14 protein-coding genes are annotated in these 19282 nt (G+C 49.3%); 3 read left to right on the top strand and 11 right to left on the bottom strand.

Translation table 11 applies throughout. The features are described 5' to 3' along the window. The first annotated feature begins 120 nt into the window (after positions 1 to 120). Positions 121 to 1065, top strand: a complete 945-nt coding sequence (locus MHM89_RS08830; RefSeq protein ID WP_045979711.1) for a DMT family transporter — start codon at positions 121 to 123, stop codon at positions 1063 to 1065. Here the strand turns inward: MHM89_RS08830 and MHM89_RS08825 are convergent. From MHM89_RS08825 to MHM89_RS08800, 6 genes are all read right to left on the bottom strand, one after another. Beyond that, on the bottom strand, positions 969 to 1562 hold the full coding sequence (locus MHM89_RS08825; RefSeq protein WP_239408632.1) for a class GN sortase: 594 nt from the start codon (positions 1560 to 1562) through the stop codon (positions 969 to 971). The two genes, MHM89_RS08830 and MHM89_RS08825, sit on opposite strands and share 97 nt — an antisense overlap. Next, positions 1555 to 3642: a marine proteobacterial sortase target protein gene (locus MHM89_RS08820; protein WP_239408631.1), complete on the bottom strand. Its 2088-nt coding sequence runs from the start codon at positions 3640 to 3642 to the stop codon at positions 1555 to 1557. The genes MHM89_RS08825 and MHM89_RS08820 overlap by 8 nt, the downstream gene beginning before the upstream one ends. Before the next feature lie 28 nt (positions 3643 to 3670). Beyond that, on the bottom strand, positions 3671 to 4387 hold the full coding sequence (gene pdsO, locus MHM89_RS08815) for a sortase-associated OmpA-like protein PdsO (protein WP_239408630.1): 717 nt from the start codon (positions 4385 to 4387) through the stop codon (positions 3671 to 3673). A gap of 175 nt (positions 4388 to 4562) precedes the next feature. Continuing rightward, the gene (gene murI, locus MHM89_RS08810; protein ID WP_239408629.1) at positions 4563 to 5420 is read right to left on the bottom strand and encodes a glutamate racemase; all 858 of its coding nucleotides are present in this window, start codon (positions 5418 to 5420) and stop codon (positions 4563 to 4565) included. A gap of 34 nt (positions 5421 to 5454) precedes the next feature. Continuing rightward, a complete protein-coding gene (locus tag MHM89_RS08805; protein ID WP_239408628.1) occupies positions 5455 to 6309 on the bottom strand; it encodes an HDOD domain-containing protein in 855 nt (284 codons plus the stop codon). 215 nt (positions 6310 to 6524) lie between these two features. Further along, entirely contained in the window at positions 6525 to 9401 is a 2877-nt protein-coding gene (locus tag MHM89_RS08800; RefSeq protein ID WP_239408627.1) for a M14 family metallopeptidase, read from the bottom strand. Between the two features lie 256 nt (positions 9402 to 9657). On the opposite strand from MHM89_RS08800, the gene MHM89_RS08795 reads away from it, so the two are divergent. After that, positions 9658 to 11211: a BCCT family transporter gene (locus MHM89_RS08795; RefSeq protein ID WP_343224226.1), complete on the top strand. Its 1554-nt coding sequence runs from the start codon at positions 9658 to 9660 to the stop codon at positions 11209 to 11211. A 48-nt stretch (positions 11212 to 11259) separates the two neighbouring features. Here the strand turns inward: MHM89_RS08795 and MHM89_RS08790 are convergent, their stop codons facing one another. Next, positions 11260 to 12444, bottom strand: coding sequence for an NAD(P)/FAD-dependent oxidoreductase (locus MHM89_RS08790; RefSeq protein ID WP_239408626.1), 1185 nt, complete (start codon positions 12442 to 12444; stop codon positions 11260 to 11262). 206 nt (positions 12445 to 12650) lie between these two features. Between MHM89_RS08790 and MHM89_RS08785 the strand changes: the two genes are divergently transcribed. Then, entirely contained in the window at positions 12651 to 14792 is a 2142-nt protein-coding gene (locus tag MHM89_RS08785) for a S8 family peptidase (RefSeq protein ID WP_053911468.1), read from the top strand. A gap of 62 nt (positions 14793 to 14854) precedes the next feature. Here MHM89_RS08785 and MHM89_RS08780 read toward each other — a convergent pair whose 3' ends face one another. The 4 genes from MHM89_RS08780 to MHM89_RS08765 form a co-directional block, all read right to left on the bottom strand. Continuing rightward, a complete protein-coding gene (locus MHM89_RS08780; protein WP_151173186.1) occupies positions 14855 to 15328 on the bottom strand; it encodes a peroxiredoxin in 474 nt (157 codons plus the stop codon). Positions 15329 to 15353: 25 nt separating this feature from the next. Further along, positions 15354 to 17297: a methyl-accepting chemotaxis protein gene (locus MHM89_RS08775; RefSeq protein WP_239408625.1), complete on the bottom strand. Its 1944-nt coding sequence runs from the start codon at positions 17295 to 17297 to the stop codon at positions 15354 to 15356. Positions 17298 to 17397: 100 nt separating this feature from the next. Then, positions 17398 to 18156, bottom strand: coding sequence for a class I SAM-dependent methyltransferase (locus MHM89_RS08770; protein ID WP_239408624.1), 759 nt, complete (start codon positions 18154 to 18156; stop codon positions 17398 to 17400). A 72-nt stretch (positions 18157 to 18228) separates the two neighbouring features. After that, on the bottom strand, positions 18229 to 19275 hold the full coding sequence (locus MHM89_RS08765) for a response regulator (protein WP_239408623.1): 1047 nt from the start codon (positions 19273 to 19275) through the stop codon (positions 18229 to 18231). Positions 19276 to 19282: the final 7 nt, after the last annotated feature.

Below are 19282 nucleotides of genomic sequence, written 5' to 3'. Positions count from 1 at the left end.
AATTGCTTCACTTTGTGGAAATGATGACTAATTATTACCCTAGGACTAGGCGCACAAACAAGTTAAATTAATTCAAGTGTGCTAGCATCGCCGCAATTTTGCTTAACCCCACGTTTGTTTATGCCTGCAAGCTTATGTTTAATTATTGCCACCTTCTTATGGGGCAGTTCTTTTATCTCGCTAAAGTATGCCATTGGCGTGTACGACCCAGCTGTGGTTATTTTCTTGCGTATGCTCACCACTCTAGCCGTAAGCCTATGCCTGTGGCGTTTTATTACGCGTTTTGATTATCGCCAGGGTGACTGGAAGTACCTAGTGTCGATGAGTTTAGCCGAGCCTTGCCTGTATTTTCTATTCGAAGGCCACGCTATGGAGCACACCTCAGCATCACAGGCAGGGGTGATTGTGTCGTGTTTACCGCTGATTGTCGCTGTACTGGCATTTTTTATGCTCAAGGAGCGTATCAGCCGCGCCATTATTGTCGGCTTTACGCTGTGTATCGGTGGCAGTATTTTGCTCACTATGCTCTCTCCTGCCTCTGAGCATGCGCCCAACCCCATTGTTGGCAACACCCTAGAGCTACTGGCGATGCTCTGCGCCGCTTATTACACTGTGAGCGTAAAACACCTCGCGGCGCGCTACTCACCGCTGAGCTTGATTGCTTTGCAAGGTCTGGCAGGCTCACTGTTCTTTGCGCCATTTTTGCTTTTTGTAGAAGTGCCGCAGAACCATGATCCCATTGCCTTTGCTCATATCCTCTATTTAGGCACCTTTGTAACCCTTGGCGGCTATGGCATGTATAACTATGCCATCAGTAAAGTATCGGTGCTCACTGCCGCCGCCTACTCAAACTTGATCCCTATTTTTACCCTGTTGCTCTCTGCCATTGTGCTCAGCGAGGTACTGACTCTGGGTCAATGGTTAAGCATTGCCGTGGTGTTCGCTGGGGTGATGATAAGCCAACGACATCAGGCGATTGTCGTTGACTTGGAAGAGGAAGAAATCAATGAGGCAGAAACTAACAAGCGCAAATCCGTGCCAGAGGCGGGCGAATTAAAAGGGTAGCACGTCACCAGATGCAAACCGGGAGCACTGGCCGCTGCGGTCTGCTCCTGGTGCACCACTTGTTTTTGCTCAATCCGATAACTTAATTGACGACCATCAGCGAGCGACAACACCAGTATGTCGCCCACCTGCACATGGCGTAAAAAAGCAAAGTGGGTATCATTATGCGCAGCAATCACGCTGCTACCATCACTGCCCAATGGGCTCGAGGCCAAAGCATGAGCGGGGCCGAACGCCAAATTTCGGCCGCTGGCTCCGGCCAGCACATAGCGCTCAAGCGCTAAGTCCGGCACACTGAGCTTTGCCACCACATGGGTATCAGCATAATACCAAGGCGCGACTGCGGCGCCTTGGCGTATCAAGCTTTGCTGCCAAGCTCGCTCAATAAGGTGCTGAGCCAACCATGCCTTGGCTTGTACATAGCCCCCTTGACTAAAGAGCAACAACCCCAGTGCAAACACCCCATAAAGGGCGCAACGCCCCCTCTGTTTACCCATGCTGACCTCGCACTTTAAGCCAAGCGGATGCGATCACCATCAGCACCATGCCCAGTAGTACATGCCACAATGACTGACCATCTGTTTGCGCAAAGCGCATAAGACGCTGCCCCTGAGCCACAGGGTTAGGTACTTGCTCATCATGCATTGCCGGGCTTTTAGCTGGCGTTTCATCAACCGCGATAAAGGCGGTGAATGGGCTTAACAGCTGATGCTTTAGCGCTAATTCCAAGACTTGCTCACGCACCGCTTGCTGTTCATTATAAAGTAACAGTGAAGCTATTTGTTGACGCGCCCAGACTCTCGCAATGGCTTCGCTACGCTCATAATTACGCGCACTCTCATGCATTGGCATACTCAGACGTAATGGACCATGTTGCGACGTGGCGTTAATGTGGATATCTTGCTGCTGACTGTCGAGCTTAATTGCCACCATTAACGGCTCGCCAAAATAAAGATCCGGTAACGGTTTGGGCCAGTAGTCTAATTCACCACTGCGCGCCCCAGCGAGATGCAAGTCTCTCAGTGCAGGGTTGGCAAGGCGTGCTATCAATGCTTGCATTTGCGCTTGCACCTCAGAGCCATCACTAATAAAGGTGTAGCTACCACGACCCACTTGCGCAGCGCGGCGCATAAAGTAGCTATTGGGCGCGCTGCCGATGCCCACCGTAAATAAACGGCTATCGCCTAATCGCGCTTTGATCAAATCAAACAGCGCTTGCTCATTACTCACGCTACCGTCGGTCAAAAACACCACCTGACGAACAAACCCCGGGTGTTGCTTAGCGTCTAGCGCGTGATGCAGCGCACCGGCTATTTCGGTGCCACCATCGGCGTCGAGGTTATAAACAAATCGCTCAGCCTCATTGCGGTTAAACTCATTAGCCGCCACGGCACTGGGCCGGAATAAACGCGCCGTAGAGTCAAAGTCGATGATATTAAAGCTGTCATTTTCATTCATGTTGTCCAGCGCATAAAACAACGCCTGCTTTGCCGCCTGCATGGAGCTGCCATGCATTGAGCCGGAACTGTCAATCACGAAAATAAGCTCTCGCGCTAAACGCTGCTGGGCGCTAAATTCATCGCTTGGTGGGAGCAGCATTAACAGCCCATAATCACCACTTTGCGCTGTCTGCCTAAAGAAAGCGGCACGTGCTTTGTCGCTTTGCTCCACTTTGGCGCGCAGCACAAAATCGCGATTCATACTTTCGTCACTCACTAAAAGCTGGTAACGACCAAAGCTAGGGTTGCGAATATCCGCCTTATAATGAGGGGTTCGAATGCTGTGCAGTGCGAGGCCAAAATCGATATCTACCTGCAGCTGCAACTTCGGCTGTGTATTGGTCAGTGGCTGCTGACCGATGGCTTGTTTAACAGAACGCGGGCTCATCCAGCCTGACGCTAACTCTGCTGCCTTACTTGCAGTCGCCCCTGCGGTCGCCCCTGCAGTCGTTTCTAGTCCAGGGCTGCTAAGCGTTGCGACCTTATCAGCCCCATCAAGACGATACTGCCTTGGGTGATAACGAGGTGTGAAGGTCATCGGCAAACGCACGCTGAGCTGGGCATCGCGTAAAGACACCATTTCTTGATACTGCAAGGTAATGCGCACTTGCTCACCGGGGCCAAGATTGGCCAGTCGCGAGGTAAACATATTGGCACGTTGCTGGTTAACTAGAGCCGCACGCTTACCGGCACGTTTAGCCGCTTGATACTGACGCTCCGCCGCTTGTTTCTCCGCAATTTTACCGACAATTTTGCGCTCTCCCACAGTCATAACCATGGCGTGTACCGCACTTTCACTGGGCAACGGAAACACATACTGAGCATTGACCGCAAACGGGTGACGATTGATAAAAGTTTGCGTTACCTCAACATGGTTAATTAACCCAGTAATACGCATTTTTGCTTGGGTATTCAGTAACACTCCGGGCGCTACATGGGCGCCATGGGCATCACTTAAGCGCAGCTGCGCTTTATTGTTTGCATGACTATCATTACTGGCTAAAGCTGGCGAACATAGAAGTAGAGAAAAAAGGCCCACAGCGAGAGCTGTGAGCACTTTGCTAGGACTACTCAACATAATCGGGTCCTCGTGATGATTGGCAAACTTAGTTTTTAGCCATTTGGCTTTGCGTCGCACCACGGGCCGTTAATGTTACGCGACGATCGAAGAAGTTAGTTTCATATTCATTGCCGTTATCGACCAGTTTCTGCTCACCATAGCCTTGAGCATAGAGTTGTTCGCCACTCACGCCTTGTTCAACAAGGTAAGCCTGTACTGCATCAGCACGACGCTGCGATAAACTCAGGTTTGCGCTTTCATCACCCTGGACATCGGCATAGCCGTTCAAGTTCAGGCTCAATTCTGGTTTACGCTTAAGGATTAAAGCGAGCTGGTCGAGCTGCTCGGCGAAATGTGGCTCGATACGCGACGAACCCGAGCGAAATTGCACCGTCATTGCCAGTAAGTTATCAATGCGCGCTTGCTCTAAGCGGTTTTGTTCATTTTCTAATGCGTCGATTTGCGCCGTCAGTGAACGGTTACGGTCTAAGGTGCTACGCAGTTGTTGGTCAGTGTCTTTATATTGGCTGAGCATCACTTGTTGTGATTCAACGGTGTTCTCTGCAGCTTCTTTCTCGCCGATGATGCCGCCGATAAATGCGCCTGCGAAAGCGCCAATCGGGCCACCGACTACGGCACCAATGGTTGCGCCCGTGCCAAGTCCCCATGCAGTTTCTGAGGCCATTTCTTTTTTCTCTTTCGCCATCGCTGGTGCAGCCATTAGGGTCGAAATAAGTGCAGTTGCAAGTAGTTGTTTTTTCATCGTCTTCATCCTTCAATACTTAATTTGGTTGGTGTATTGCAAGCAACAAAGTGGTTGGTGACTGTGCTGTCTTGCTTAGGAGTTATTAAAACAAGACACAGTGGCAACAAAGGGGAGCAAAAAAGGAAAAATGAAGGGCAATTATGGCAATAAAATGGCAAGTCTGAGCGCCAGCTTAAAATGGCAGTGAAATCACCTCTGTAGAGACGTTTTGCGGCCATAAACACCGCAGCTGATGATGAAAGTAGTCGGGACAAGCGGAAGTTGCGAAGCGTGCTTCCCCCACTTTAGAGGCCGGGTTGATTGCTTGGCTGGGTAAGCACCGCTGCAGTTGCAGGGCCACCGCTTGCTCGGTGGTCAGCACATCAATGTGTGGGCCATATAGCTTGCGCAAAACAGGAGCAATAAAGGCATAGTGCGTGCAGCCCATCACCAAAACATCGGCGCCTTGGTCAATCAAGGGCTGCGCGTAGCTGTGCAGCAGTTGCTCCACCTTTTTGCCGCTCAGTTGCAATTGTTCTATGGTGCCTGCCAGCTCAGGGCAAGGTTGGAAAATAATATGCCCCGAGGCCGTGCTTTGGCGTTGACACAATTGAATGAATCGTGGCGAAGCCACGGTATTGGGCGTTGCCAACACCCCAACCACCTTGGTTTTGCTCAATGATAATGCCGGTTTCACGCCGGGCTCAACACCCACAATAGGCAGCGTGAATTGTGCTCGTAAGGTATCAATGGCTGCCATCGTCGCAGTATTGCAAGCCAAAACAATCGCACTGGCCCCATGCTCGCATAAGTAAGAAGTAATACGCGAGCACCTTGATATCACTTGCTCGGGGCTTTTGTCGCCATAGGGCATAAAGCCACTGTCCGCAACATAGTGAATATCATACTGGGGCAGCAATTGTCGCACTTGTTGGGCAATGGCAAGACCACCCACGCCAGAGTCGAAAATACCGATAGAAGAGTGGAACAAAATAGCGCGCTCAGGGTTACTAAGGCGGCCAAGTGTAGAGCCTTTATGACACAAAGCCAAGCAACAAAAAACGGCTTAGCCAGGTATTTAAAGGTTACAGTTGCTTGTCTATAAAGTACTCTTCGACATCATCTTTAATATCGAGGTAATCGTCATTTTCGAGGTCGAGCACGGCTAAGGCCGACGCCTCAAAGTACTGCCAATCCTGAGACGGTGAAAACCGCCGCTGTAAATGCACGAAGTTTTCCGCCATTTTCAACGTTGCCATAGTCATACGCAGAGTTTCATCTTGGCAGCTATTAAAAAAATGGTGATCATGGTGGCGTAAAATAAGCTGGCAGGTGTCTTTTGGTAAGTTCCAAGCACTGGCCAAGTAATAGCCAATAACGGCATGATTAGTACGATAAGCCGCTTCTTCATAGGCCACTAAACTACAGCTATGATCGCTGTTCGCTTGCTCTAACACATTGATATAGTCCGGATACTGAACGGCTAAAGCAGGGATCCCTGCATCATGGAATAAGCCGAGCATATGTAGATTTTCGGTGGGCATTCTAGATTTAATCTTTTTGCCAATTAACACCGCCATATCAGCCACTTCCGTGGCGGTGTCCCAAAACCGCTCTAACTTGATGCAGCACTGATGTTGTGAGTAGGCTTGCTTTAGTAAAAACCCCGTCACTAACGTGGCAATACTGTCGAGACCAAGAAACATCACCGCTTGGCGAATATCAGTGATTGACCTTGCCAAGCCATAGCAAGGAGAGTTTATCACTTTTAACACCGCCGCTGAGGTGGCAACATCTTGGGAGATGAGCTCAGCAATATCGTGCAATTCAGGCTCTGGTTGTTCAAGGCTATGCTGTAGCCGGGTGAGCAGCTCGGGTTTAGGAGGTAAGCTAAAGCCGCGCTCAACATCTTGTAGCACGGAGCTGTCAATATTTATCATATTCAATGCACTCGTAAATGGGTTATCGCCATCCACTAGCTGAACCTTGCGTTAACGAGATAATAGTTTAGCTGGTTATTTTTTACTACTATTTTGTTAATTAAATTTTAAAAACCAATACAAAGTAACTATTATAAAATGCATAACATCTGGTCCTAGTTGCAGGGCACAAAAAAGCCGAGCATGGTACTCGGCTTCGTTAAAAACATCCCAGTTTAAAGTTGAATTACCGCATCAGTGCCTAGCCCAGGGCCGTAGACAATGGCATTGAGCAGTAACCGTGCGGTGCCTTTAGTGGCACCACGGAAGTTAGGCATATTGGCAAACATGATCACTTGGCCATTGCCCTTTTTCTCGCGCGTAAGGTAAGCGGCATTACTCATTCGCTGCGCCGCTTCAGGCCACAACAAACCACTCATACGCACGTACAAGTCTTGCCCTTGCGGAATGGTCGCCCAGCCAATCATGCGCTGCTCGGCCTTACTATTTTCTTGCAGCACACCGTAGCGCACTACCGCATCAACACCTTGCTTGGCCATAAACAAAGGCACATCACCAGCTAATACCGGCAGCTGCTGCTCAACCCCATAGCTGAGCCAATGTTTTTGATCTGTGCGCCCAGCGACTATCGCCCCAGAAGGCATAAATGCAGCACTCCAATCATGCCAGCGCTCAAGCTGCTCCTTGTTCAAAGGCTTCACATCGTCGCTTTTATCCCAAGGGAAACGCAATTGTGCAGAAACCTTATGGGCATTAATCAAATCAGCATTGGCGATACGCTGCTGCTTGGCTTGCCACTCGCGCATCAGCGCCAGATCATACTCATCGGCCTTATCAAAGCTCTGCTTCAACAGCGCCACTTTTGAGAAGTCTTCTGCTGTGGCTAATTGCGCAGCCGAGTTACCATTAACGATTAAGGTGCCGCCCTGCGCAACCCACTTGTCCAACGCGCTAATATGGCTTTTCGATAACTCACCATACCAACGACTAGGGACAATGATGACATTGTAGCCACGAAGATCGCTGTAAGAGAGCATCTCTTGGCTTAAATGGCTATGACGAATACCAAGCTCGGTATCAAGCATATGCCACATCGAGCCAATATCACCCGGAGCAATGCCATTTTGGCTAATAAAGGCTATTTTGGGTGCTTTCAATAACTTAAAGTTTTCGCCGCCAATATCGGGTAAGTCTCCTTTACCCAAACCTTGGTCTATGGCGATGGCAGATACGCCGACTTCCTTTGCTACCTTATCCAATAAGGTGCTCAGCTCGCCGCTCTCTAGGGTGTTATCATAATTATTGACCACCACTGAGCCTCGGTTGAAGCGGGTGTCGTTAAACACACCCGGCTTAGCCAATACGCGCACTTTTACGCCTTGCTCAAGTAAGCGCGCGGCAAACGCCACAGAGGCATCGCTGGCACCATCAACAATATAAGCAATGGCATTATCACGAGGTTGTACACCGGCTTCGCTGGGGCGCTGGTAGGTGGTGAGATCATCATCAAGGTGCTCAGGTACTTCCAATGCCGGCAGAGCAAACATCATCGATACATTCCACGCGGTGGTGTCATACATAATTGAGCTGCCATCACGCAGGGTTTTTTGTCGCTCCTCCAATAGCACCGCATCATTTAACTCTGCGTCAAACTCCATGATGGTTGCCAGTAACGGCGCATCATACTGGCGATTGGGGATGACAATAGCGCCCTTAGGGATGGTCGCATCACGCACCTGCCCGAGGTGGTTTTTGGCCTTGCGTACCTTAAGCTCTTCAGTGGTTGCATAATAATCGATGCCCTGCAAATCAAGGATATCCAACAGCTTGTGCAAGCGCGCGGTATTATCGGTTGGAAGAATAACGAAGCTGCGCTCACCATATTTTCCGTCGGGGTCAATATGCGCTAAGCGGTTACTGACAAAGTCACGATACATGGCTTTACTGTGCTGTTGCAGGGTCTTAAGGTTAGCCAAAGAGCTAATATATTGATGATCAACAGACTCTTTGTAACTACGCACATTGCCATTTTTTAAGCGCACGCCATCTTCTGCGGTACGTGCTTGTTCATATAGAATATGCACCGTTCCTTTGTACTCGGCATAATTGGAATAACCCGGGTAGAGGTTTTCAAACCACTCGCCGGTGTAATAAGGCCAGTTTTTATCATCAAAGGCGCTGGCATGATCGCCCGCGAATACCTTGCTCCATTTACGCGTACTGGTGGGAATATTCACGTTCAGCGGTTCACGCGGCGGGCCCATTAAAAAGGTGTCTAAGGCACCCATTTCATGACCATCGATCATCAGCTGCGGGAACCATTCATTAATGGCTTGTATACGACCCTTTGATTCTGGATTTACGGCAAAGTAAAAATCGCGATTGAGGTCGAAGTAATAATGGTTAGTCCGCCCAAATGGCCATGAACCGCTGTGCAGCAGTGATTGCGTGTCAAAGTTAGGCGCGGCACTGCGGCTTTCTTGCAGGCGTTTAGTAAATCGGGCGCGACCATCGGGGTTCATTAATGGGTCGACCAGTATCACCAAATCATCTAGGAGCGATTCTATCTCTGAGTCTTGTGAGGCAAGTAATTGGTAAATAAGCGCTAAAGAAGCATCCGCACCGGAAGATTCATTGCCATGGATACTGTACGCCATCCATGCCGTACCTGGAGTCGAATCAATGAGAGTATCTATTTGTGATGATGAGAGCGCGTCCGGTTCGCTGAGTTTACTAATATTCGCTTTAATTTCATCAATATTGGCCAGATTCTTTGCTGAGCTAATCATTAAATAATGCAACGGGCGCCCTTCATAACTGCGGGCGTACTCAACGATTTGTGCTTTATCACTTTGCTCGGCCCACTTATTTACCAGCTCAGTAATTTGCGCTGGCGTGGCGGTGCGCTGACCCACGTCAAAACCAAGCACCTCTTTAGCCGGGGTGATATTTTCCGTATATTGCCCTTGATGTAGCGCGGGATAGTCGCCACCGGGCACCGACGTGGGTTGCATTAGCACAGTGGCATGGGCACTGGCCGCAAACACTGCACAGCCCCATGCAGCACTTGCTAATATCCTGTTTAGCTTCATAAATTTACCTTTTTATTATGGTTTTACGTCGCTTTCACTATAGCAGCTGCAATCTAAGCCGAGCATTATTTGAGCTAAATAGCATTATGCTGCGATAACCATAACGCGAGATAGCGCAACAGCAATTGCAGCAAACATTGGCATGATGTTTCTGTGCCACGTTATAATAAGGGCTATACACCATTGGTTTTTGTTACCCACCTAAGCGTGACAAAGGGCAATGAACCTTTGCTAAACGCGTAATTGGGGAAGCACAATCAATTTAACCAGCACTAAATTCAACCGCCTCGGTGTCGACGCACCTCTATTTTTACTCAGCGCCGGATTCATCATCTGCTTTTGCCTTTTTGCCCTGTTCGACCTCAAGACCCTATCGCAGTGGGTTGATGCCAGCTTTGCTTGGTCGGCTAAGTATTTTGGCTTGTACTGGCAGTTGTTGTTATTAGCCACCTTTATCATTGCCATCGCCACTGCCCTGTTGCCCGCAGCCAAACAGCGTATTGGCAACTTAGCCGCCCCGGAATTTTCGTTATTCCAATGGGGAGCCATGATTATGTGCACCCTGCTCGCGGGCGGGGGCGTATTTTGGGCTGCTGGAGAGCCTATGGCTCACTTTTTATCCATGCCGCCCCAATTTAACCACGTCGCGGCAGCAACCCCAGAGGCGGTGCCCTACGCTTTGGCCCAGTCATACTTGCATTGGGGCTTTCTTGCTTGGGCCATACTCGGCAGTTTAACCACCATTATGTTAATGCATTATCACTATGATAAAGGCTTGCCTTTAGCACCACGTACTTTGCTCTACCCGGTATTTAAAGAAAAAGCCCTGAGTGGGCCCATTGCCGTTATCGCCGATGCCGTGTGCATTGTGGCTGTGGTGGCCGGTACCGTGGGGCCAATCGGCTTTTTAGGCTTACAGGTAAGCTATGGCTTGAATGCGTTATTTGCTATTCCCGATACTACGCTCACCCAAGTAAGCGTGATTGGCGTGCTCACTTTTATTTTCGTGATGTCGGCCGTCTCTGGGGTTACCAAAGGCATTCAGATACTCAGTCGTTTGAACATGTTACTTGCGCTGGTGTTACTGGCATTTATATTGGTTGCGGGAGCCACCTCATTTATTTTCACGAGCTTTTTTAGCGGCCTTATCACCCATTTTAGCCACTTTTTTGATATGGCCTTATACCGGGGCGAGGCAGGATTATTTAATGATGCCGGCTGGCTTGGTTGGTGGACAGTGTTCTTTTGGGGTTGGTTTTTAGGATACGGCCCGATGATGGCCATTTTTATCGCCCGCATTAGTCGTGGCCGCTCTATTCGCGCCATTATTATTATGCTGTGTATCGTGGCTCCGCTTATTACCATGTTCTGGTTTACCATCGTCGGTGGCACCGGATTAAGCCTCGAACTAGAACAAGCCGATACTATTTCCAAAGCGTTTGCTGGTTTTAACCTTCCCGCAGCATTAATTGCCATCACTCAGGCCTTGCCGCTAGGCGGGTTAGTGTCTTTACTGTTTTTAATTCTAACCCTGACATTTGTCGCCACCACCGGGGATTCGATGACCTATGTATTATCGGTATCGACCTCACATTCAGAGCACCCCGCCGTGCCCATTCGGGTATTTTGGGGGATAGCCATGGGCTTGATGGGCAGTATTTTAATCATCATAGGCTCTGGCGGTATCGACAAACTGCAAGCGTTTATAGTGGTCACCGCCGTGCCGGTCTCTATTATCTTACTACCCTCGCTATGGGATGCGCCGCGCATTGTGTTTGCCCAGGCAAAAAATCCGCCACCCCATGCGTAAGTGCCAGTTTAAGGTTGGGGTGTAGCGGCGAGGCGTGAGTGACAGTTATCAACACGCCTGGCCGCAGGCCCAGCCGCAGCTCCACGCATATTGGAAATTATAGCCACCGAGCCAGCCGGTGACGTCGGTAACTTCGCCGATAAAGAAAAGTCCTGGGCTTTGTTTTGCTTCGAAGGTTTTCGAGCTGAGCTCATCGGTGTCCACTCCGCCTAGGGTCACTTCGGCGGTGCGATAACCCTCGGTGCCATTGGGCTTAATCTGCCAGCGGTGAAGGTAGTTGCCTAACTCGTTTATCTGGCTGTGGCTTAACTGGTTTACATTACAATCAGCAATAGCGTTCGTCTCGTGTAACATCTCCACAAATCGCTTCGGTAAGATGGTGACCAAGGCATTTTTTAGCGACTTCTGCGGGTTATCTTGACGCTGCTGATCTAACCATTGCTCAACACTCAGATCGGGTAAAAGGTTAATAGTCACCGCTTGGCCGGCACGCCAAAACGAGCTTATTTGTAAAATAGCGGGGCCTGACAAACCGCGATGAGTAAAGAGTATATTTTCTCGAAACTGCGTATTGCACTCACTGCTCACTTCACACTCCACACTAATCCCGGAGAGTCCATCAAAGCGGTCTTTATCGTGCTGGTGCAACGTAAAAGGCACTAAGGCCGCCATAGTCGGTAACACCTTTAAGCCGAATTGTTCAGCAATTTTATAGCCTATTGGCGTCGCGCCTAGTTTCGGCATGGTTAGGCCGCCAGATGCTACGACCAGAGATTCACACGCATAGGTTTGCGTACTGGTGGTGACCACATAGCCCTGCTGTGCTTTTTCAACACTGATGACTTCACTGCGCAGCTGCACATGAACGCCCGCCCACTGACATTCGGTCATAAGGATATCGACGATATCTTGCGCACTGTTATCGCAAAATAACTGCCCCAAGGTTTTATGGTGATATGCCAGGCCATGGCGCTCGACTAGGTCGACAAAATCATGCTGAGTGTAGCGACTGAGGCAGGATTTAACGAAGTGGGGATTATTGCATAAATAGTTATGAGGACTGGCATGCTCGTTGGTAAAGTTGCAACGCCCGCCGCCGCTGATAAGAATCTTACGTCCGGGCTTTTTGCCCATGTCGACGACCACCACATTGCGCCCACGATACCCTGCTTGTGCAGCGCACATAAGCCCCGCAGCGCCAGCGCCTATAACCAGTACATCGACTTGTTGCATCACTTAAACCCACATCAACATAAAGCGGCATTATAACAGCTGAATACAACTCAGCGACAGCAACTTTACCCACTTATACGGCTTGATATAACTTTTTGTACCAGTTTTATTTCAAAATATTATTTTAACAATGTTCACAGTATCTTTACGATTGTCCCCTCATTTGATCCAGATCAAATGTAAAAATTCAACAAAAGGGATACCTTATGACAACCACAAAAACCCCTCGCTCATTGAGCGTCAAGAAAACCGTTTTAGCCTTGGCAATTCCAATGGCGCTAAGCACCACTTCAGCCTTAGCAAATGATCTTCAAGAAGTTTCCGTACCAGCCCAAGCAACCATGGCGCAAACACAAGCCAAACTGCAAGGCCAATCGTCCCTAGGTACTCAATTCATCATAAAATACAAAAATGTACCTGAATTCGGTGTTAACAGCCCTGCTACAGCGGCAAATGCCAATCTTCGTGCGCAAAAGTTTGTAAACAACTTTAAGAATAAAGGCCTAGCTCGCGCTCAATACGTGCGTGAAATGGCCATGCAAGACCACCACGTTATTCGTACAGACAAAAAATTAAGCGCCCAAGAAGCTCAGCAGTTTATGCAAAGCATGGCGTCGAGCGGGGAAATCGAATACATCGAAATTGACCAAATGCTACAACCATTTGCTACGCCGAGCGATCCACGCTACAGCGATCAGTGGCATTACTTCGAGCAAACAGCTGGCATTAACTTGCCTAGTGCATGGGATAGCGCAACAGGCGCGGGTGTCACTGTGGCCGTGCTTGATACAGGTTATCGCCCGCATGCCGATTTAGCTGCTAACCTTCTTGCTGGTTATGACATGATCTCCGATACCTTTGTTGCTAACGATGGCGGCGGTCGTGACAATGATGCACGCGATCCAGGTGATGCGATCACCGCGAACGAGTGTGGCTACACTCATGGCGCACAAGGTTCTAGTTGGCACGGTACACACGTGGCAGGAACGGTTGCAGCCGTTGCCAATAATGGTGAAGGTGTGACGGGTGTTGCTTATGACGCCAACATTGTTCCGGTTCGTGTTCTTGGTAAATGTGGTGGTTTAACGTCTGATATTGCTGATGCAATCGTATGGGCGTCTGGTGGCAGTGTATCGGGTGTGCCTGCAAACGCTAACCCCGCTGATGTTATCAACATGAGCTTAGGTGGTTCAGGCTCTTGTAGCTCAACTACGCAAAATGCGATTAACCAAGCACGCGCTAACGGCACGGCCATTGTAGTGGCAGCTGGTAACGATAACGACAACTCTGCCAACTACAACCCAGGTAACTGTAACGGCGTTATCAACGTCGCTGCGGTAGGTCGTGACGGTGGTCGTGCATACTATTCAAACTACGGCAGCAACATCGATGTTGCTGCCCCTGGTGGTGCACAAAGCTTTGCAAACGACCCTGAAGGGATTCTTTCAACCCTAAACAGCGGTTCAACTTCACCGGGTAGCGACAACTACGCCTACTCTCAAGGTACTTCTATGGCTGCGCCGCATGTTGCCGGTGTTGCTGCCTTGATCAAAGAAGCCAAACCTGCTGCTACGCCAGACGAAATTGAAAATATTCTTAAAGCAACCACCAAGTCTTTTGGTGCAACGTGTAATAACTGCGGTACCGGTATCATCGATGCAGCAGCAGCGGTTGCTGAAGCAGGTGGCACCACGACACCACCACCAAGTGGCGATAATGAGCTTACTCCTGGCCAAGCAGAAACAGGCCTAAGTGGTGCGCAAGGTTCTGAAACCACCTTCACAATGACCGTTCCTTCAGGTGCGTCGAACGTGACCTTCACCACCAGCGGTGGCAGCGGTGACCTCGACATGTATGTGAAAGCAGGTAGCGCCCCAACAACTTCAAGCTATGACTGTCGTCCATACGAAAGTGGTAACAACGAAGTATGTAGCATTGATAACCCGGCTGCAGGCACTTACTACGTGATGCTACGTGGTTATAGCAGCTACAACAATGCCAGCCTACTAGGTGAGCTAACTACCTCAGGTGGCAGCACTGGCGAAGGTGGCGGCGGCAGCGTTACAGACATCTCTGCAAGCTCTGGCCAATGGAAACATTACACCCTAGAAGTACCTGCAGGTATGAGCACACTAGACATTGATATGTCGGGTGGCACAGGTGACGGTGACCTTTTCGTGCGCTTTGGCTCACAACCAACAAGCAGCAGCTACGATTGCCGTCCTTATAAATCAGGAAACAATGAAAGCTGTAGTTTCAGCAACCCACAAGCAGGTACTTGGCACATTAGCATTAATGCGTACCAGACCTTCTCTGGAGTTACGCTAAACGCACAGTACAACCCGTAAACAACCCTACGAAAACACCAAGGGCCGCAATTGCGGCCCTTTTTTATGCATTCTCGCGTGTTTTACAGATTCGCCAGAACCTGCTCTGCACTTGAGACGCCAAATTGCTTGTCTTGCTCAACAAATAACTGCGTCACGACCCCATCATCAACCACCATGGCATAACGTTTCGAGCGTATGCCACCAAAACCAGCGGTGTCTTTGTCCAAGCCAATGGCTTTGGTAAAACTGGCATCACCATCAGCTAGCATGGTGATCCCCTGCGCACCTTGATGCTCACCCCAAGCTTTCATGACAAAGGCATCATTCACCGATAAACAGATGATGCTGTCTACACCTTTGCTGCTAAACTGCGCTTGATGAGCAATAAAGCCAGGAAGGTGCTTAGCCGAGCAAGTGGGGGTAAACGCGCCTGGCACAGCAAACAGTACAACCTTTTTGCCAGCAAAAAGCTGCTCTGTGCTGGGGTTGGTCATTCCTTGCTCATCAAGGAGAGAAAAAGTGGCAGAAGGGAGCGCTTGACCTTGGGCTATCATTATTTATTTCCTCTTTTAAACGGGGTTAAACCGATTGATTATCAAGCCCTAGGCTAGCACGAATACTTTGCATTTGTTGCTGCAGGCTCAGGTGAATATCTTTAACCCGGGTATCCGATGCGCTAATTTGCGTTTGCATATCTTGCATGGAGCGCTCGAATTCAATCAGCATATCACGCTGGCGATGCGCATAGTCGGTTGCTTGTGCCGCCACTTGGTTAGCATGCTCTGCGCTTTGAGAGATATCTTCGGCGTTACGCTTAAGCTCTTCGGCGTTGTCTGTTTGTGCTTGCGCTTGCGTTGCCAACTCGCCAATGTGTTGTGACACGCGCTGCGAATTAGCACTTAAACTATTGAGTTGGGCGTGAATATCGCCCAAAGAAGCTTGTGTTTGCTGCGCCAGTTTACGCACCTCATCGGCCACTACAGCAAACCCTCGGCCATGTTCACCAGCACGGGCCGACTCGATAGCAGCATTAAGCGCTAGCAAATTGGTTTGCTCGGCAATGGTATTGATCACATCCAACACCTTGGAGACATCCTCAACACCAGCGAGTAACTGATTAAGACTTTGCATGCCTTGCTCAATACGTTGCTCGGTGGTCGACGAAGCCGCTAACATAGCATCGGCGAACCCTAAGCTTTGCGCCATGGTGGTCAGCGTATGCTGGGCGTTATCAGCCACTTGGCTATTCACCTCATTGACATCATCACCAATACGTTGCACTTCACCGAGTAAGGTTTGACTGTGCGACGCATGTGCTGAGGTTTGCTCAGCACCACTGCGAATATGCTGCAGGTTATCGCTCATGTCACTCATAAACTCATTGATCACGCGCAGCATCTCTTGGCGCTCACGCACTTCATTGCGTTGGCGCTCAATCAGCTGGTTAAAGTAATCCGCAATTTCGCCTACTTCCGTTTCGCTATTTTTGCTTACTATGGGGTTAAGTTCGTTGCTTTCTATGAGTGTGGCGAAGCCGTCGCGCAATTGGCGCAGTGGGTTCAGCACTTGCGAGCGCTGCAACCAATATACCGCTGCAGCCAAAATAAATAACAAACCAATGGCAATGCCAAATACCACTAAAAGGCGTTGCTTGAGAACATTCTGAGCCGCGCGCAGCTGCTGTTCAGCATCAATAACTACATCAACGACACTGCTTACTTCTGTACGCAGTTGCATTATGCCCTGCTGGTGAATTTGACCTTGCTCAATGGTACTTTGCAAATCGCGCGGATAACGTTTTGGCCAGCTGCGGATCTCCGCTTTGATATCGCCGGCGAGGTCTTCAGGCTCAGCACCAAAAAACAGCTCGTCTTCATCTACTTCACTCATCACCCCGAGGTTTTCGGTATTTTCAATCTCTGCCGCTAAAGCATTGAGCAGCTTTACTGCTTGTTCAACCGCTACCTGTTTGTCGGCGCTATAACCTTGGTACAACGCTTGAGTTGCGAGGCTTAAATCAAGGACGCCTTGGTAATAATCTCCCGCCAACTCAATGTACCTTGAGGCACTGCCGCGCTTATCTTGCGGTGCTTGTTGGGCATAATTAATTAACGAGGTTGCCGAGCCCGCCATTTGCCGAAGTGCGTTATCTAATAACGCGGTTTCATTTCCAGAAAGCTTACCCAGAGCGCGATAATCGCCGTCAATGCCATCGAGCAGTACTTGCAAACGGGTATTGAGCTGGCGCTGCAATTGCGCCGACAACGAGGGCAAGTATTGATTTTGAATAGTTTCGATACGCTGTTTGGCGTCTACCAGATTTTGCGCATCTCCAGTACTTAAGTAGTCTTCGATGTCACCCGATAAGCCGATGATAATGTCATTTTTAAGAGCGCCATAGTGGGTGTTTTGTTGCTCCAAAGAGACTAAGGTTTTAGATGCCCACCAAAGTACAGCAACAAGCACCAAACTGGCTGTTGAGAGCAACAGTGCTACCAAACGAGTAAAAGTAGAAACACGCATAAAAAACCCCACCAATGCAAGTGGGGATAGCGTATTACTTATTTATGACAGTTGTATTAAAAAACACATATAGGGGTATTGAAGGCGCCACCGACTTGGTTTATTTCATGGCTGCATTCACATACACATCAAAGCGGTTTTTCTTGGTTTTTATTTGTGTGCTAGGCGTTTTACCTTCTAAAAACGGGGCGTAGTCAGGGCGCTTTACCACAACCCGTTTTGTCGCTAATGAAAGAGCCGGTGCTAATAACGCATCCGCGTCTTGATCATCCCCCACTAAGGTTTGAAATACGCGCATCTCCTTTTTTACCAAAGCCGACTTTTCTCGGTGCGGGAACATAGGATCAAGGTACACGACATCAACAGGCTGGTCACTACTGACAATGGGTAGTAACTGCTGCGACGCGCCATGCTCTAAGCGCATACGCTCACGCATCCAAGGGCCAATTTCGCTATCCATGTAAGCCCGCTCTAGACCATCGGCAAGTAATGCAGCAACCACAGGGTGACGTTCAAATAGAGTCACTGTGCATCCAAGCGATGCCAGCACAAAAGCGTCTCTTCCTAGCCCTGCGGTGGCATCAAGAACATGGGGAATTGCGCCTTTGTTTAGCCCCACTGCTTTGGCAATCGCTTGGCCTTTGCCGCCACCGAATTTACGACGATGCGCAGCGCCGCCGCTGACGAAATCAACACGAATAGGCGCGAGTTTTGGCTCATCCCGTTTCACCAAAGATAAGCCGTGTTCATCGTACTGAAGATAAAAAGTGTCGTTGTCGTTATACTCTGCTAGTTGAAAACGTTTTGCTAAGGTATCAACATAGCCTTGTGCCTGCGGAATTCGGCAATAGATTTGCACAGCTCGCTCCAAGAAATCACCAAGGCGCCCATAGTAACAAAAGTTCGTTATTCGCAGGGACTAAATTCCCGCCTAAAACAGCTCAACATCCGTTTGACTGCTGCACTGTTGTTCTGAAGGAGGTTGGGCGAACTGCTCAATATAATGAATTAGCTCATTGCGAATACTTTGTAACTGCGCTCCTTGAGTGGCAACCAGGCGCAATAACTCTTGTTCACCATGGGCCTCAAGCTTGTTCATTAACTGGCTTTCAAACGCCATAAACGCTTCACCAAATAATGCTGCGCAGCGCAGCGCTTGGTCACTGTTTTCCATATCCTGTAGCTTCGCGTTCGTGGCCTCTAATAAGTGTGGGAATAAATCTTTATAGCGCCCATACAATGCACTGTCATCAATGGGCATATTCTTTATTAATAATGACACTTTGGGGTAATTGATAATGGTGTTGTCGTCAAAATCAACGAAGCGCTCGCCGTGGCGCTGTTGCAACAGTAGCTCCTGCTCTAGCGGACACTCTGCGCCATGGTTAGCAAAGAACTGATGCTCATCCTCGTGCCAAAACGCCACCACGACGTCGAGCCGCATTGGTTCAAAAAAGGCCAAAAAGTTGCGCGACAAGCTCGCTAAGTCATGAGTTGCAAACGACTGACTGACAAAGCGCATAACACGTCCCATATCTCCCGAGTCGGTCATGGCCATCTCTGCGGTACTTTGGGCGCGATTTACTTCGTGTTCTAGCTCCTTAGACCGCTGTTTGTATTGGTACAAGACATCAATACGCGCTGCCAGCTCGTCACTGGCAAAAGGTTTAATAATGTAGTCATCAGCACCGGCATTATAACCGCGAATGCGTTCTTCTAAATCTGCACGACCGGATAAAAATAGTATGGGAATGCCTTGCGTAAGCTCATTATTTTTAAGTTCTTTACATACCGCATAACCATCCATTTTGGGCATTTCGACATCAAGCAAAATGATATCAGGCTGGTGCTTTTGCGCTTGACGTATGCCTTGTTCGCCGTTTTTTGCGTGGATCACCTGAGCAACCCCAGATAACGCTTCTTCCACTAGATGGTGAATCACTTTGTCATCGTCGATGGTCAGCACTATTTTCGCCATTGGCCAC

Source organism: Pseudoalteromonas sp. CNC9-20 (genome assembly GCF_022347875.1).
GTDB lineage: Bacteria > Pseudomonadota > Gammaproteobacteria > Enterobacterales > Alteromonadaceae > Pseudoalteromonas > Pseudoalteromonas ruthenica.
The sequence above is the reverse complement of the archived record's forward strand: the minus strand, read 5'-3'. Positions and strand labels throughout refer to the sequence as shown.